Genomic DNA, 16,843 nt, shown 5'->3' on the forward strand with positions numbered 1-16,843 from the left:
AGGGCTGCCACAGCCCTCATATTTTTGACAGGAGATTACAACAAATGGAGAAAAAGAAAACGAGCGAGCTCCTTCTGCTCGCTGTGGCGTTCTTCGGTGTGATGGGCGGACTGGCGACCCTTTTCTTTGTCGGTATGCCCTTCGCCATGAAGCTGTCGGTGTCGGCGCGTATGCCGCTGGTCATCGTGATGAGATGGGCGCTCATGCTCGTGCCCGCCATGATAATGATACTGCGCGAGGAGAGCTTCAGGGAGTTCCTGCCCGAAAAAGAAAAGCTCGGCAGACAGATAGTCACAGGCGCCGCGGTGGGTGCGGCGTTCTCGGCAGTGATGACGCTGATACCGCATCTTGCAGGCTTCGGCGAGTCGGTCAGCGCGGGATACGGCTACAAATACCTGTGGCAGTTCGCATTCGAGTTCATCAACTGCATCTTCTGCATCGGACTGACAGAGGAGTTCATCTTCCGCGGATATTTCTACAGCAGACTGGAGCGCATTTTCGGAAGTACGGCGGCTGTCGCAGGTTCGTCGGTGCTGTTCGGGCTGTTCCATCTGTTCGGCGGCAATATCGTGCAGATGATATTAACGGGTCTGTTAGGCGCGGCATGGTGCATCTGCCGCAAAAAGATACCTCACTGCACACTGCTGTCCCTTATTATAGCGCACGGTCTGTACGATTTTCTCATACACGTATGGGAGTTCGTGTTCAGCTGACCAAAGGAGACTATCATGTTCGGTCTGTTCAGAAAAAAGGCGGAGAACGACTCTCCGCTGAAAAAGCGCGTCAGAGACATGAAATGCCGCAAGATAAGCTACGTTGACTGCGACTTTGACGAGCTCTGCGCGAAAATGCGGCAGTCGCCCGAAGCGATACTCTCGCTCACCCCCGTGAACTACTACGCGGTCAAGAACGAGTACATACTCGCGCTTGTCTACACCTCGCCCGACTACTCGGAGAATTACGTTCAGCTGAAACGCATCTCCTTCGAGAAGCAGTGCGGTCAGAGCGAAATATACGCCCTTGACAGCAGTACCGTGTCAAGGGCGTTGGCTAAAGTAGGTATAATCATCGATCTTCCGAAGCAGTGACCTGCTTGTCGGGAAGGTCTTTATGCGGGTGCGACGGCCGCGTATCTCTTTACGATGAACGCCGCCGTCGCTCCGAGTATCACGCCCTCAAGCGCTCCGCAGAGCACGTCGGTGGGGTAGTGGATGTAGAAATACAGTCTCGAAAAACCTATCACTGCCGAGACCGCGTAGCATATCAGACCGAGTTTCCTGTTGAAGCAGAATACCGCGGTCGAGAAGCAGAACGAGGTGCAGGTGTGTCCCGACGGGAAGGAGTAGCTCGACGGTTTGTGGACGATGGTGTCTATCCAGTCGTGTACGACGAAAGGTCTCGTCCGTCTGACCAGATGTTTTATCATCAGCTCACTTATAAAAACTTCGAGCACCAGCGAAAGACCGCCTGCCGCACCCATCTGTCTCGTCTTTTTTACGCGCAGGAACACGAGTGAGAGAAATATCCACAGGATGCCTGCGTCACCGAGATAGGTGAACACAGCCATGATGACGTTCAGTACCGGGCTATGTATCTTCTGTAAAGCGTCGAGTACCGAAAAGTCAAAATTTGTGATGCTTTCCATTTGTTACCTCCATATAACATTCACAGTGTGAAAGTTATTATACCACACTTTTTTTAAAATTGCAAGGACATTTTTCAAAAAGGAGAAAAAAATGCTGAAGCTGTTCGGTTATTTGAAAAAATACCGTCTTGAAGCCGTGCTCGCGCCCCTCGGCAAGCTGCTCGAAGCGATATTCGAGCTCATAGTGCCGATAGTCATGAAACGCATCATCGATACAGGCATACACGGCGCGGACAAGCCTTACATCTACAAGATGGGCGGACTTCTGCTGATGCTGGGCGTGCTGGGGCTCGCATCCTCGCTGACGGCGCAGTACTTTGCGGCGAAGGCGGCGGTGGGCTTCGGTACGGAGCTCAGGTCGGCGCTTTTCAGGCACATAAACACCCTCTCACATTCCGAGATAGACAGGCTCGGCAGCACGACCCTCGTCACAAGGATGACCGTTGACATCAACGCGGCTCAGCAGGGAGTGAATATGCTGCTGAGACTGTTCCTTCGTGCGCCCTTCATCGTGGTCGGTGCGCTGATAATGGCGCTGACCGTCTCGGTGAAGCTGACCCTGATATTCCTCGTGTTCACGCCCGTTATATGGGCGGTGATATGGGTCATCACCAAGCGAACAGTACCCATGTACGGCGCGATACAGAAGGGTCTTGACCGCACCTCCATGATAGTCGGCGAGAACATCTCGGGCGTAAGGGTCATCCGCGCCTTCTCCCGTCAGTCGGACGAAAGGGCGCGTTTCAAGCAGTCCACAAGAAGATTGCAGGACAGACAGCTGGCAGCAGGAAGAGAGGCGGCGGTGATGTCGCCGCTGACCTACGTGTTCGTGAACATCGCGGTCATGTTGCTGATATGGTTCGGCGGTGTGAACGTCAACACGGGCAGCATGACTCAGGGCGATGTCATAGCCCTGGTCAACTACATGACGCAGATACTGCTGTCGCTGATACGCCTTGCCGAACTGATACAGTCGCTGACGAAGGCGCAGACTTCCTCGGAGCGTATACGCGAGGTGTTTGCGATACACACTACCCTCAGCGACAGAGGGAACAAACCCGTGAAAGCGGTGAAGGACTCCCCTGCCGTCGAGTTCAGGGACGTCACCTTCGGCTACAGCGATTCGGAGCGGAGCGCTCTTGAGGGCATCAGCTTCACGGCTGGGCGCGGCGAGACCGTCGGCATCATCGGCGGTACGGGCTGCGGAAAATCCACCCTCGTGAACCTGATACCGCGTTTCTACGACGCGACTGGCGGCGAAGTGCTGGTCAACGGCGTGAACGTAAAGAAATACCCCTTCCCGCAGCTTCGCGGAGCTATCGGCATCGTGCCGCAGAAGGCGGTGCTTTTCAAGGGAACGGTGCGCGAGAATATGCAGTGGCGCAAGAAAGACGCTTCGGACAGCGAGATAGAACGCGCCCTCGAAACGGCACAGGCGGCGGATTTCGTGCATGAAAAGCCCGAGGGGCTCAGGCATATGATAGAACAGGACGGCCGCAACCTCTCGGGCGGTCAGCGGCAGAGACTGACCATCGCAAGGGCGCTGACGGGCGACCCCGAGATACTCATCCTCGACGATTCGGCTTCGGCGCTCGACCTCGCCACCGACGCGGCGCTCAGACGGGCTATCGCGGAAAAGACCTGCGGCATGACCGTTTTCATCGTGTCACAGCGCGTTTCGTCCATCAGGAATGCGGACAAGATAATCGTGCTGGATGACGGCAGCATCGCAGGTCAGGGCACTCACGCAGAACTCATGAAGAGCTGCCGCGTTTACCGCGAGATATGCCGTTCACAGCTCACGGAAGAGGAGGTGAGCCGCGGTGAATGACACAAAGTCCATCATCAAAAGACTGCTCGGCAGCTTCAGACCATACAATATGCAGCTGGCGGCGGCGCTGCTGCTGGCAGTGCTGAACGTTGCGGCGACCCTCTACGCGCCGATACTGACAGGTCAGGCGATAGACCTCATCGTCGGGAAGGGCAAGGTCGATTTTAAAGGGCTGGTGCCGCTGCTCATCGTGTTCGCGGTGACCATCGTGGTCGTTGCGCTGTCACAGTATTTCATGACGCTGTTTCTCAACAAGGTCACCTTCTCCGCGCTGAGAGACCTGCGCGACGCGGCGTTCGACAACCTCAGCCGTCTGCCCCTGTCGAAGATAGACTCGCGGCAGAAGGGCGACATCATCAGCCGCCTTATCTCGGACGTTGACCAGATATCCGACGGTCTTATCCTCGGGTTCGCACAGCTGTTCACGGGCATCGTCACCATCATCGGCACGCTCGTTTTCATGCTGACCATCAACGTGAAGATAGCGCTCATCGTCGTGGTGCTGACACCCGTTTCGCTGTTCGTGGCACGCTACATCTCGAAGAACACCTTCAGGTTCTTTCAGGAACAGACGAGCGTCCGCGGCGACGTGACTTCATTCGTCGAGGAGATGACGGGCAATCAGAAGACCGTCAAGGCGTTCGCGCACGAGGACGAGGCCGAAGAGGGATTCGGCAGACTGAACGAGGAACTCCAGAGGGTCAGCACCCGTGCGATATTCTTCTCATCGCTGACCAACCCCGCCACCCGTTTTGTCAACGGTCTGGTGTATGCGGCAGTCGGCGTCATCGGTGCGCTGTCGGTCATCGCAGGACGCTTCTCGGTGGGACAGCTTTCCTGCTTCCTGACCTACGCCAACCAGTACACCAAGCCCTTCAACGAGATATCGGGCGTTATCACCGAGCTGACGGGAGCGGTCGCCTGCGCAAAGCGCGTGTTCGAGCTTATCGACGAGCGTGCGGAGACCGACGACAGCCGCTCGCCCAACCTAAAGAGGGTCAACGGTGCGCTCACCGCCGAGAATATATTCTTCTCCTACGACCCGAAAGTGCCGCTTATCGAGGATTTCTCGCTGAACGTCAGAAGCGGTCAGAGGATAGCCATCGTCGGTCCGACGGGCTGCGGAAAGACCACCTTCATCAATCTGCTGATGCGTTTCTATGAACCCGACAGCGGCGTGATAACCGTCAGCGGGACGCCTGCCGCCGAGGTCACGAGGAACTCGCTGAGACGTTCATTCGGCATGGTGTTGCAGGAGACATGGCTCAAGACGGGTACGGTGCGCGAAAACATCGCATACGGCAAGCCCGACGCCGACATCAGCGAGATAGAAGCCGCGGCAAAGGCGGCGCACTGTGACAGCTTCATCCGCAGACTGCCTCAGGGCTACGAAACTGTCATCTCGGACGACACGGGTGCGCTCTCGGCAGGTCAGAAACAGCTGCTCTGCATCGCGAGGATAATGCTGAGCCTGCCGCCCATGCTCATACTCGACGAGGCGACCAGCTCCATCGACACCCGAACAGAACTGCTGATACAGGAAGCCTTCGGGAAGATGATGCAGGGCAGGACGAGCTTCATCATCGCCCACCGCCTTTCCACCGTGCGGAGTGCGGACTGCATTATCGTCATGAACAGCGGCCACATCGTCGAACAGGGCACCCACGACGAACTGATGGCAAAACAGGGCGCCTATGCCGAGCTGTACAACTCGCAGTTTGCTCAGGGATGAACGGCACATACCGAAAATACACAACGTCGTCAATTGTGAAAAGATGATGATTTTTTGTAAGAATTTCAAAAAGGTGTTGAAATTTGAAAACAGATGTGCTATAATATATAATATACGTTTTATGTCCTGCCGTTATCTCCGGCAGGCAAGGAAGGAATGGTAAAAAACAATGGCAAAGTCCAGAAAGAGGAAGAAGAAATCCTCTGCCGCAAAAAATGTAGCGATATTTTTCATTGTGTTCACCCTGCTGGTCGGACTGCTGATATTCGGTCTGAAAAGCGTGTTCAAGAACGATGACAGCGTAGCTACCCTCGCGGGCTACAGCTTCTTTATAATGGATTCCGACAACATGGGGCAGGATTGTCCCAAGGATTCGCTGGTCATCGCCGTTAACGGCGTGCCCTCGTCCGAAAAATGCGGACTGCCCATGCTCGCAAAGAACGTTGAAGGCTTCGGCACTACCGTCGGCTGGCTGTATGAGGTCGGCTCGAAGGGCGATACCGTTGACTACGCTGTATACACCATCTATCAGGAAAAAGCTCCCGACAAGATGTACGACCTCAAGAGCTCGGACATCGTCGGTCAGGCTACCAGCTACTACCTCACCGCAGGCAAGATCATCTCATTCATGATAACTCCTTTCGGTATGGCTGTTTGTCTTGCGGCACCTATCGTGCTCATGATACTCATCCTGCTCATCATCGCTATGGCTAACCGCTCGGGCGACGGCTACGACCTTGAGGACTTCGAGGAGATGGAGCGCTTACATGACGCTCAGCAGAACTCGAATATGTCGCTCGACGACTTCCTTTACGGCGGCGAGGGCGATGAAGTTTATTCCTCCGCAGGAAAGCCTTCGGCTGACTACGAGGAAGAGTTCGACGAGAATTACTCCGAGCCTGCTTCCGATGAGAACAGCATTTCCAAGGAAGCTGACCTGTTCTTCGGCATCGGTCAGGAGACTGCCGAAGAAGAGCCCGAGGAGCCCGTACAGGAAGAAGAGCCCTTCTTTGAAGAGCCCGAGCCTGTTGCAGAGCCCGAACCCGAACCTGTTGAAGAAGCTGAGGAAGAGGACGACGATACGCCCATCATCCCGCACGAGCTGTTCGCTCACAAGAAGTCCGCACCCGAGCCTGAGCCTGTTGCAGAGCCTGAGCCCGAGCCTGTTGACGAGTCGGGCGCTTATGTAGATCCTTCCTACTACGAGAAGGCATCGAAGATGATCGACGACGCGGTGGATTCCCACGACGCAGTCGAGGCTTCCGCTCCCGTATCCTCCGCAGAGGACACAAGCTACGAAGAGCCTGTCCGCAGACCTCAGAGACCTCAGCAGAGACCTGCTCAGGGTCAGAGACGCAGACCGCCTCAGAGACCCGCAGGCGCACAGCCCAGACGCAGACCTCCCCAGAGACCCAGAAGAGAAGAGACCGGAAAGAATTCTGCCGCTACCATCGACGAGCTGATGAAGCTGATGGAAGAGGAACAGAAGAAGCTCAGAAACCCCGGAAAAGACTGATACACACTAAGAGCCGAACGCAGAGTTCGGCTCTTTTTTTGGTAAAAAATACAAGTCTGACGGGAGGACTTGATTTTTTCACCGTATTGTGCTATAATAATAATGTATATACGTTTTCTGAAAAGAGTTGAGGAAATTATTTATGAAAGACGAATACAGTCATGACTTTGACTTTGTGCGATACACAGACTGGCGCGAACACTCGCGTAGATATACAGAACCTGCCGATCAGCGCGAAAATGCTGACACCGTGACCTTCCGCGACGACGAGGATGACTTCCCGCCCGAACCGCAGGACTATCAGGATCCGCAGGAATATCGGGAGCCCGAACAACAGTGGAACGAGGATGCCGAACCCGAGTGGAACAGCACCCCCGAATGGTCGGACGAAACTGTTCAGGAGGAATACGCCGAGCCCGTTTACAACGTGCAGGAGCCCGTGTATCAGGAAGACTACCAGCAGGAATATGAGTTCGACCGCGAACGCGCCCTCGAACAGATACGCCTCGCGAAGATAAAGCGCGAACGTGCCGACCAGCTCGCAAGAGACAGACTGCACGCCGAGATATTCCTCGTTGTGACGGCTATCGTCATCGTGATGCTGATAATCGGGCTGATAGTTCACGTCAACAGGAAAAAGAACCGCAGTGATACGTTCACCATCACATCGAACACTCCCACGGCACCCGCCGAGGAGCTGAAAGATCTGCCCGAGTCGATGAGCGACGCAGGCGGCAAGGGAAAGGGCAAGGGCTCGACCCCTGCAAGTGAGCATGAGGTAGTCCAGCAGGGCGGCATTACATACGTTGACGGCATCATGATCGTCAACAAGACCTACGGTCTGCCCTCGACCTACGACCCCGGGCTCGACCCCCAGTGCGAGGCCGCATTCAATCAGATGGCGGCGGCGGCATGGAGCGACGGCGTCACCCTCTGGATATGCTCGGGCTACCGCAGCTACACCGAACAGGATCAGCTTTTCGACGGCTATGCTACGGCGAGAGGACTCGAAGGCGCCGATGAGGTCTCCGCACGCCCGGGACACTCGGAGCATCAGACGGGTCTCAGCATCGACGTCAACACCACCGATTTCACATTCGCCGACACCGCCGAATCTCAGTGGCTCCAGGAGCACTGCGCGGAGTACGGCTTCATCATCCGCTTCCCGAAGGGCAAGGAGAAACTGACGGGCTACGAGTACGAGCCGTGGCACATCCGCTACGTGGGCGTCGAGAACGCGCAGAAGATAAAAGCTACGGGCAAGTGCCTTGAAGAATTCCTCGGTGTGACTTCCGACTACGAGCTGTCGCCCGATAACGAGCTGTTCAAGAAGAAGTACGAGCAGTACTCCGACTCCTCCTCCGAGGAGACCCAGAGCGCCGACGACAACAACTATGACAACGGCGGCTACACCGACTACAATAACTACGACTACGGAACAGACAACAGCTATACCGATTACAACACCTACGACAACGGCTACGATAACGGCTACACCGATTACAACGCGGACTACAACACCTACGACTACAATTACGGATACTGACAAAAAAGACCTGCGGGAGCTGATCCCGCAGGTCTTGCTTTATACTGTCTGTTGTTTATTCAGCCGAGATTATGTAGTAGTAAACGGGCTGACCGCCGCGAACCATCGCGATGTCGAGGTTCGAGAACTTGCGCTTTAACAGCGAGTCGAGTGCCTCTGCGGCAGCGTCGGAAACGTCCGCGCCGTACATTACCGTTACGAACGAAGTGTCATTCTTGACAAGACGCTTGGTCAGCTTGTAAGCCGCCTTTGTAACGTCCTTCTCGGTAAAGCAGAGCTTTCCGTTCTCCATACAGAGTATCTCACCCTTCTTGATGGAGTGACCCTCAAAGTCGCTGTCGCGGGCGGCAAAGGTCACCTGACCCGTTGACACTCTCTCAAGAGCCGCTGTCATGTTTGCGCGGTTCTCAGCGAGTTCGGCGTCAGGGTCGAATGCCAGCATAGCGCTCATACCCTGCGGGATGCTTCTTGTCTGGAGCACGCAGACCTTCTTGCCCTCAACGAGCTTCATAGCCTGTTCAGCCGCCATGATGATGTTCTTGTTGTTCGGGAGAACGAACACGTTCTCGGCGGGGCAGGTATTGATAGCCCTGAGGATATCCTCGGTGGAGGGGTTCATGGTCTGACCGCCGCGGACGATGCTGTCAACGCCTGCGTCGGTGAACATGGCTTCGATGCCGCTTCCTGCCGCGACTGCCACGAAGCCGTACTTCTTCTCGGGCTTGGCGGTGGCGTAGCCGTTGCCCACGTCCTTGCGCTTGGTCTCGTGCTGGAGCTTCATGTTCTCTATCTTCGGCAGGTTGATGTAGCCGAATTCGAGAGCCTTCTGCATGGCAAGTCCCGGGTCGTTGGTGTGGACGTGGAACTTGATGATATCATCATCCTCAACTACCAGCACGCAGTCACCGATAGTTTCGAGGTATGCTCTCAGCGCGTCTGCGGAATCACAGCCCTCGCACTTGGTGATTATCATTTCGGTGCAGTAGGTGAAATGTATCTCAGTGTCATACATACCGACCACATCCGAGAAGGAATCCACGGTGACGGTCGGGCCCGCAGAGTTCTTCTGGTCGGCAGCGGTGACAGTGCCGCCCTCGAATATCCTCTGCATCTCCTTGAACACGATTACGAGACCCTTGCCGCCTGCGTCAACAACGCCTGCTTTTGCAAGCTGGGGCAGAAGGTTCGGGGTGTTCGCGAGTGCGACCTCTGCCTGCTTCACCATCTCATCCCACACGATCAGCGGATCGTTGGAGGAGTTGGCAGTCTCTCTTGCCTTTTCGCTCGCCTCACGCGCAACGGTGAGGATAGTGCCCTCTGTAGGCTTCATGACAGCCTTGTAAGCGCCCTTTACAGCAGTTTCAAGGCTTTCTGCAACGAGCTCGGCAGTCATAGCCTTCTGATCCTTCAGAGCCTTTGCGAAACCCCTGAATATCAGCGAAAGGATAACGCCCGAGTTGCCTCTTGCGCCCCTGAGCATTCCCGAAGCGGTCTCGGCAGCAGCCTCACCCACGGTAACGTCATCGGGCAGAGTCTTCAAGGACAGTGCGGCATTTCCTATCGTCATGGACATATTCGTTCCCGTATCGCCGTCGGGCACGGGGAACACGTTAAGCTCATCTACGGACTTTTTCTTGTTGGAAAGAACATTTGATGCACTGATAAGCGCGTCCCTGAACGTCTTTCCGTCTATAACAGAATTCACAGGTAACTTTCCTCCCGAATATTTATTCCCAGCTCATAATATCGTTAGTGCGGATCACGACCGACCTCACTTCGATACCCGTTTCATGGGTGAGCACGTAAGAGACCTTATGGATAACGGCGTTCGATATGACAGGCAGATTAACGCTGTCGGAGATCCTTATCCCGAGCCTGATATCCACGGCGTCTCCGTCCGCGGTTATCTCAACACTGTCGAGCCCCGAAACGCCGAAGCAGCTTTCGGTGATACTCGTCACGAGCTTTTGCAGGTATCTCTTAGAAATATTTATCTTACCCAGATGGTTGCTGATAGCGATCATAGGATATACGCCGCCTTTCTTCTGAAAATATATTTTTATTATACTACTATTATCCCGATTTGTAAAGCCTGTTCACGAAATTTTCATCTTGCGGACTCAGCCCAGCGGATGAACTTTGTCGTTCGCAGCGCCGACTATCGCTTCTGCCGCAGGCTTGATGTCGTTCATATCGCCGCAGGCGTCCACGCCGTTTGAAGTCCACGCCATGACGCCGTTCCAGCCGTTGTCGTAGCAGCCCTTGTACTTGGTGTCGAGGGTCTCGCCCGACTCGGAGACGTCGTTTGCCGCAACCTCGCCGATGACGCAGGGCTTTGTGCCGTCGAGACCGAACTCTGTCGGCGACTTGTCGAAGGGGTATCCGAACCACCGGTGCTCCCAGTAGTAGTAATGGGTCGAGTAGAAGTCGAGGTACGACTTGTCGTTCCCCGAAAGGGTGCTCAGGTAATCGTCGGCACCGTAGTTGCCCTCGTAGTTGTCGGAGTTGTACTTGATGATGCCGAAACCTACCGTCGTGAGAATATCCGAGTGTTCGTGGACAGCCGCCGCACCTCTCGCGAAGTAGTTGCAGATGTCATCCCAGGAAAGCTGACCGCTCTCGGCGTTCTCGTGTACCCAGTCGGGCTCGTTCATGAAGTCGATGCTCCAGAGGTAGTCGCAGCTGTCATATCTCTCGGCAAAGGGAACGACATAACCGTTCACGAAGCTGTCGATATTGTCGCTGCTTGTAATCATATTCCGCCAGTTCTTGTAGCAGTTGTTGGAATCCTTGAAGTGGTCGAAGGAAGTCAGCGTCGCCATGATGTAGATATGATGCTTTTTCGCGAGAGTGAACAGCACGTCAAGGTCCTGCCAGTGCTTGTCGGTGACCTCCCTGAAGCTGCCGTCCTCGTTCAGTATAACGCCCACGCAGTCGTTGCAGTTTATCCACACACGGCTCGCGTTGATGCCTGCTTCCTCAAGCTCCGCAAAGTGCATATCCCAGAACACATAGCTGAACTTATCCGAGCCGAAGTCGTTCCAGTTGTTCCAGGGGGTGTTGACGCCGTTTATCCACAGCTCCTTGTCCCCAACCATGAACTTTGTGCCGTCTACCGTGACCTTTGCCGCGCCGTCGGTCGCATAGTCGATGTCGATGGGCGCTGCGTTCAGGTCGATGACCGTGCTTTCGGTGCTGTCGGCATTGTCCGCCTTCGGGCTGTTATCCGACTTGCTGTCGGCAGTGCTTTCGGTCTTTGAGCCGCAGGACACGAGTCCCAGCGTCAGCACCGATGCCAGCATTGCCGAAAATATCCTTCTGTATATCTTCATAAGTTATTTCCCCATTATCCTAAAGTTACATTCTGCGTATTTATTCGGGTTCAGTACCCTCTCTTTTTCTTATTGGCTCCGACAAGTATGGCTATCAAGCCCGCGGCTCCGAAAACGCCGCCGACCATCCTTGTCATTTTCGGCTCAACGTAGTGCCCCTTGATATAGTTTTTTTCGGGGTCGTCGGGGTCGTACATGATGGTCATTTTTTCGCCCTGGTTCACATACGAGCTTGACTTTTTCTCGTTCTCGTATTTCTTGCCGTTCACCTCAAACTGTACGGTGTATCTGTATTCCACATTGTCATCGCTGTCCCTGCCTTCGGAGACCGAGATGACAACGCCTTCCGCGCTCTCGGTGCAGCGCTTTCTCATATCGGCTATCCTGCCTGATAAGATTATCCCGAAGAAAACGCCTATTCCGATGAACAGCACTCCCAGCACGAACAGACTCAGCGGGTCATTCAGTTTTCTGATATGGTAAACTCTCATCGTCCGTCCCCCTGTTTATCAGAACAGTTCGACCGTCTCGATGCCGAGGATGTCGAGGTGCTTTTCAAGCAGCGTCTTGGAAGCGTAGCAGAGGTTCACCCATGCGCGTTTCTTGTTCTCGTCGGGCTCGTCAACGATGTGGTTCTCGTGGTAGAACTTCGCGAACAGCTCGGCAAGCTTGTAGGCGTTCTCGCAGACGATGTTCGGCGCTCTGTCGCGGAACGCAAGTCCGAAGGCTTCGCCGCTCATGGCGAGACCCAGCAGCAGCGCCCTCTCGGAATCGCTGTAAACGTCGGCGGAGTCGAAGCCCGCGGGAGTGAAGGTCTTATTCAGTATCGAATTGATGCGGGCTACCGAGTAGAGCAGGAACGAACCTGTCTTGCCCTCAGCCGCCATGAACTTGTCGAGGTCGAAGATGTAGTCCTTCATGCGGTGGTTGATGAGGTCGCCGAACTTGATAGCCGCGACTGCCACGCGCCTTGCGATGTCCGCCTTGTCCTCCTCAGCCGAGTGGGTGGACTTGCCCACGATGTCGAGTGCGTAGTCGTACACCTGGGCGTAGAGCGCTTCAAGACGCATAACGCCGCCCTCACGGGTCTTGTAGGGCTTGCCGTCCTTGCCGTTCATCGTGCCGAAGCCGAGATGTTCGAGGGAGCAGTCCTCTGGGACGATGCCCGCCTTCTTCGCACAGCGGAACACCTGCGTGAAGTGCAGGCTCTGACGGCTGTCAACGACGTACCACACCTTGTCGGGCTTCCAGTCCTCAACACGCTGGATGAGGGTGGCGAGATCGGTGGTGGCGTAGATGTTCGAGTCGTCGGATTTCTTGATGATGACGGGGGGGATGGTGATCTTGTCGGTCTCCTCCTCAACGTCAACGACCATCGCGCCCTGGCTCTCGTGGAGCAGTCCCTGAGCGTTGAGGGTCTCCAGCAGACGGGGCACGAACTTCTCCGCGTCGCTCTCGCCGTACCAGTAATCGAAGCTGACGTTCAGAGTGTCATAGTTGCGCTTTACGTCAGCAACGCTGACCTTGATTATCTCTCTCCACAGTGCCATGAACGCGGGATCGCCCTTCTGGAGACCTGCGGTGACAGCCTTTGCCTCAGCCTTGAACTCCTCGTCCTCCTTGCTCTTTGCACTTGCGAAGGGGTACACCTCGTTGAGCTCGTCGGCGGTCAGCGGCAGGCTGGTGAAGTTCGCAGGGTCGAAGCCCTCCTTAAAGCACTCCCACTCGGGGTGACGCACTCTCAGCTCCGCGATGACAAGACCTATCTGGAGTCCCCAGTCGCCCAGATGAACGTCCGAAACGGTCTTTCTGCCCGTCGCCTGTGCGAGCCTTTTGAGGGATTCGCCGATGACTGCCGAACGCAGATGTCCGATGTGGAGCGGCTTTGCAACGTTCGGTCCGCCGTAGTCGAGGACGATGGTCTCGGGCTTTTCAGCCTGCGGGATGCCGAGATTTTCATCGGAGAGCATCTCGGTAACGTAGCCCAGCAGCAGCTTGTCAGAAACGTCTATGTTTATGAAGCCTGCGCCTACGACCTCTATCTTTGCGAGGTCGGCGTCGTCAGTCAGCTTGTCAGCAGCTTCCTGCGCGATAACACGCGGAGCCTTCTTGTAGAGCTTAGCGCCCGAGAACGCGCCGTTGCACTGGAACTGGCAGAGGTCGGGACGGTCGGAAACGACGACTGTGCCGAGGTCGGCCGAGTATCCGCAGGCCTCGAACGCCGCCGAGAGTTTTTCGGTAAGTATCTGTGTCAATGCTTTCATGATTTTTCCTCCGTTTATTGCAATAGTCAACATTATCATTATACCATATTATTATCGCTTTTTCAATACGTTTTTCAAATTTCTCCGCAAAATCGGTGTTATAAGTCCGAACCTTGTCTGAGGTAATGCTGAACCTGTATTATGGTAAAATAATATTGACAATTTTATTGAAATATGGTAAAATAATTTTGTTGAGCGCATTTAATTTAATCATAGTTAAAACAAATGCGGAAAGTATGAGGTGAAAAGAATGGGCAATTCAGACGGCGGCGGATGCGTCGGACTTGTGATAATCATCGGCGTCGTGGCATACATCATCGAACTGCTGGTAAAACTGCTGTCGAAAGTATTTGTCGCGGCGATCAGTATAGTGGGCATATTGCTGCTGGCAATGTGTCTTGTAGGCGCTGTGATCGGCGTATTCTACGCATTCAAGAGCTTTTTCGCGGCTGTGATGGAAGTCAGCGACGACCGAAAGGCGCTGTTCTCGAAGCCGCAGTACACACGCCTTACCCTGCCGAGGACGGCTGACGGAAAGTTCGAATTCTACGAGGACATCTCGCGGGCGAGCTATTTCAACGGCGGTATGCTCAAGGACATCGGCAGCATCCTCAAAAAGACATTCTCGAACAGTGTGAAGAGACTCAGGATATTCGGCAGCAACATATCCGATTCAAGCGGCCTCTTCGGAAAGACTTTCTCGATAATCAAGAACGTTTTCTCGATAATCTCGCTTCTTGTGTTCGGCATGGTGGTCTCGGCGGTGCTGAGCGTCATGATAGTAGTCTCTTCGGTCATCATACTCATATTCTACAGGATATTCTTCTTTGCCGTGCTCTCGGCGGAAAAAGCGAGCTTTTCGGCGAAGAAGATCACAAACCGCTGCGACTTCTGCAAGGCGGAGTACGACCTTCCCGTCTACTTCTGCCCGAAGTGCGGCATTCCCCACAGATACCTCAGACCGAGCAAGTTCGGCATTTTCTACCGCACCTGCGTCTGCCTTGAAAAGCTGCCCGTTACCGCAGGCGGCAAATGTGCGGACGGCAAAAAGCGCAGTCAGCTCACAGCCGCCTGCCCGAAATGCGGAAAGTCGGACAGATCCTCCGAGACACGTCCTCTCGGCATACCGCTCATCGGCGGCGTGAACGCGGGCAAGACCACCTTCAAGACCGCGTTCCTCTACAGCTTCCTCAACGACGAAGCTACAAAGCTCGGGCTCACCATAAAGCTGAACGACAAGGCGATGGAGAACGAGTTCGAGGAGATACGCAGCTGCTTCATCGGCAAGCGTATGGTAACAGAGACACGCCCGGGCAAGGAGTACGACGTTACTTCCTTCAACTTCGTCATCGAGCACGAAAAGCTCTCGGTGCCGAGACTCATGCACATCTACGATATGCCCGGTGAGGTGTTCGAGCAGTCGAACGCTCAGGAGAGCCTGAAACACTTCACGTTCAGTGAGGGCGTTATATTCGTCATCGACCCGTACACCTTGCAGTCGATAATCTCTTCCGAGAGCGACCTCGGCGGCATGAGAGTCGGAAAGATGGATTTCAACACGCTGGTGGAGGTGTTCTGCGAGACCCTCGAAAAGCTGCCGAATATGCCCCGCGAAGGCAAGAAATACGCCATCCCCGTGGCTATCTGCATAAACAAGGTGGACACTCCTTCGCTGAGGAACCGCATCGGTATGCCTGCCGCGAGAAAGCTCATGAACGCAAAGCCCGAGGTCTACAGCGACAGCTACGATACGATGGATATGCTCTGCCGCGAGTTCCTTTCGGCGAACGGCAAGTCCAACGCCGTGACGCTGCTTGACCAGAACTTCAAGTATGTGCATTTCTTCGCCTGCTCGGCTACGGGCAGCATACCAAAGGGACCCGTCAGATTCGTGCCCGAACAGGTGCTGGCGGCAGTCTACTGGATAACCGCACGCTCCGACAGCCAGCTCGCACCGCTGCTGGGTACGGATGTGCCCCATGACATCGACGAAAGCACAAGAAAACGCCTGTCACAGAACAGGTCGGATTACTTCGAGATAATCGAGAATTCTCTCGTTCATTAACAGACAAAACAAGGAGGTAATAAGATGTCGGAAGAAAAAAACGTTCAGGATTTCTGCTCGGATGACGAGGTCATCGCTCCCCCCGCGGAGACGGAAGAAGTGACCGCTCCCGAAGAGGAGAACGCAGGATACCCCGAACAGACAGAGACAGAAAACAGCGCACCTGAGGAAGAACGTCACGGCGGCTACTTCGACACCTTCCCGAACGGGCCTGCGCTCCATCATCCGCCTTCCCCGTCGGTAAAGGAGATACTGAAAAAGACTTCGGGGAACAGCGTCAGCCGCGAACTCATCGACAGCATGATCGAAGAGAACCGCGCGGCGTTCGCGGAGCTGACAGCGAAGAACGAAGCCCTCGCGGCACAGAACGATACGCTCCTCGCCGCAAATGAGAGCTTACAGGCACAGCTTGATTCGCTGGGGGAAAGGCTCGACAGGCTGACCGCACAGGTGGTAAACACCAACCGCGCAGTCACCATGCATGAGACTATCGAGGGCAACCTCAACAAGGAACTGCAAAACTACAAGAACGACTTCTACGGGAAGCTCGCCACGCCTTTCCTCATGCAGATGATATCCCTCTGCATCGAGATGACGAAGGAGCTGGAGGAACTGCTCGATGAGATAGCCGCCAGCGAAGAACCCACGGGTCACGAGGATGTGGTCAGCAGCCTTTCCTACTACGTGGAGAAGATACGCGGTTCGCTTGTGAACAGCGGCGTTGAGATGGAACGTCCCGAAGAGGGCGAGAAGATGGACCCCTTAAAGCATCAGATAGTGCGGACGATACCCTCTGACGACCCCGAGATGAACGGCGTCATAGAGTCCGTCCGCAGCAGCACATACACCTACAACAACAAGATACTGCTACGCGCAAAGGTCGCAGTATACAAATCCAAGTAAACGGAGGAT

14 protein-coding genes are annotated in these 16,843 nt (G+C 54.9%); 8 read left to right on the forward strand and 6 right to left on the reverse strand.

Going from position 1 to position 16,843, the window contains the following annotated elements:
* Positions 1-44: 44 nt before the first annotated feature.
* Complete coding sequence (locus BT142_RS04650; RefSeq protein WP_084659329.1) at positions 45-713, forward strand: CPBP family intramembrane glutamic endopeptidase; 669 nt, start codon at positions 45-47, stop codon at positions 711-713.
* A 15-nt stretch (positions 714-728) separates the two neighbouring features.
* A complete protein-coding gene (locus BT142_RS04655) occupies positions 729-1,088 on the forward strand; it encodes a hypothetical protein (RefSeq protein ID WP_242871919.1) in 360 nt (119 codons plus the stop codon).
* Positions 1,089-1,108: 20 nt separating this feature from the next.
* On the opposite strand, the gene BT142_RS04660 is transcribed toward BT142_RS04655, so the two are convergent.
* Positions 1,109-1,645 carry a phosphatase PAP2 family protein gene (locus BT142_RS04660; RefSeq protein WP_072417050.1) on the reverse strand — a complete coding sequence of 179 codons (537 nt, stop codon included), beginning with the start codon at positions 1,643-1,645 and terminating at the stop codon, positions 1,109-1,111.
* 91 nt (positions 1,646-1,736) lie between these two features.
* On the opposite strand from BT142_RS04660, the gene BT142_RS04665 reads away from it, so the two are divergent.
* From BT142_RS04665 to BT142_RS04680, 4 genes are all read left to right on the forward strand, one after another.
* Complete coding sequence (locus BT142_RS04665) at positions 1,737-3,476, forward strand: ABC transporter ATP-binding protein (protein WP_072417051.1); 1,740 nt, start codon at positions 1,737-1,739, stop codon at positions 3,474-3,476.
* 49 nt (positions 3,477-3,525) lie between these two features.
* Complete coding sequence (locus BT142_RS04670) at positions 3,526-5,208, forward strand: ABC transporter ATP-binding protein (protein WP_084659345.1); 1,683 nt, start codon at positions 3,526-3,528, stop codon at positions 5,206-5,208.
* Between the two features lie 169 nt (positions 5,209-5,377).
* Positions 5,378-6,724 carry a hypothetical protein gene (locus tag BT142_RS04675; RefSeq protein WP_072417053.1) on the forward strand — a complete coding sequence of 449 codons (1,347 nt, stop codon included), beginning with the start codon at positions 5,378-5,380 and terminating at the stop codon, positions 6,722-6,724.
* A 142-nt stretch (positions 6,725-6,866) separates the two neighbouring features.
* On the forward strand, positions 6,867-8,270 hold the full coding sequence (locus tag BT142_RS04680) for a M15 family metallopeptidase (RefSeq protein ID WP_072417054.1): 1,404 nt from the start codon (positions 6,867-6,869) through the stop codon (positions 8,268-8,270).
* 55 nt (positions 8,271-8,325) lie between these two features.
* Here the strand turns inward: BT142_RS04680 and BT142_RS04685 are convergent, their stop codons facing one another.
* From BT142_RS04685 to argS, 5 genes are all read right to left on the reverse strand, one after another.
* The gene (locus tag BT142_RS04685) at positions 8,326-9,975 is read right to left on the reverse strand and encodes a DAK2 domain-containing protein (protein WP_072417055.1); all 1,650 of its coding nucleotides are present in this window, start codon (positions 9,973-9,975) and stop codon (positions 8,326-8,328) included.
* 22 nt (positions 9,976-9,997) lie between these two features.
* Positions 9,998-10,294, reverse strand: a complete 297-nt coding sequence (locus BT142_RS04690; RefSeq protein ID WP_072417056.1) for an Asp23/Gls24 family envelope stress response protein — start codon at positions 10,292-10,294, stop codon at positions 9,998-10,000.
* A gap of 96 nt (positions 10,295-10,390) precedes the next feature.
* The gene (locus tag BT142_RS04695) at positions 10,391-11,602 is read right to left on the reverse strand and encodes a hypothetical protein (protein WP_072417057.1); all 1,212 of its coding nucleotides are present in this window, start codon (positions 11,600-11,602) and stop codon (positions 10,391-10,393) included.
* Between the two features lie 50 nt (positions 11,603-11,652).
* Entirely contained in the window at positions 11,653-12,093 is a 441-nt protein-coding gene (locus BT142_RS04700) for a DUF3592 domain-containing protein (RefSeq protein WP_072417058.1), read from the reverse strand.
* Between the two features lie 18 nt (positions 12,094-12,111).
* Complete coding sequence (gene argS, locus BT142_RS04705) at positions 12,112-13,866, reverse strand: arginine--tRNA ligase (protein WP_072417059.1); 1,755 nt, start codon at positions 13,864-13,866, stop codon at positions 12,112-12,114.
* Positions 13,867-14,116: 250 nt separating this feature from the next.
* Here argS and BT142_RS04710 point away from each other — a divergent pair, with 250 nt between their 5' ends.
* Positions 14,117-15,931 (forward strand): TRAFAC clade GTPase domain-containing protein, encoded by a 1,815-nt coding sequence (locus BT142_RS04710; RefSeq protein ID WP_072417060.1) that lies wholly within the window; start codon positions 14,117-14,119, stop codon positions 15,929-15,931.
* Positions 15,932-15,955: 24 nt separating this feature from the next.
* Positions 15,956-16,834, forward strand: a complete 879-nt coding sequence (grpE, locus tag BT142_RS04715) for a nucleotide exchange factor GrpE (protein ID WP_072417061.1) — start codon at positions 15,956-15,958, stop codon at positions 16,832-16,834.
* Positions 16,835-16,843 lie beyond the last annotated feature (9 nt).

It is taken from the genome of Ruminococcus sp. YE71, from assembly GCF_900119155.1.
Lineage (GTDB): Bacteria > Bacillota > Clostridia > Oscillospirales > Ruminococcaceae > YE71.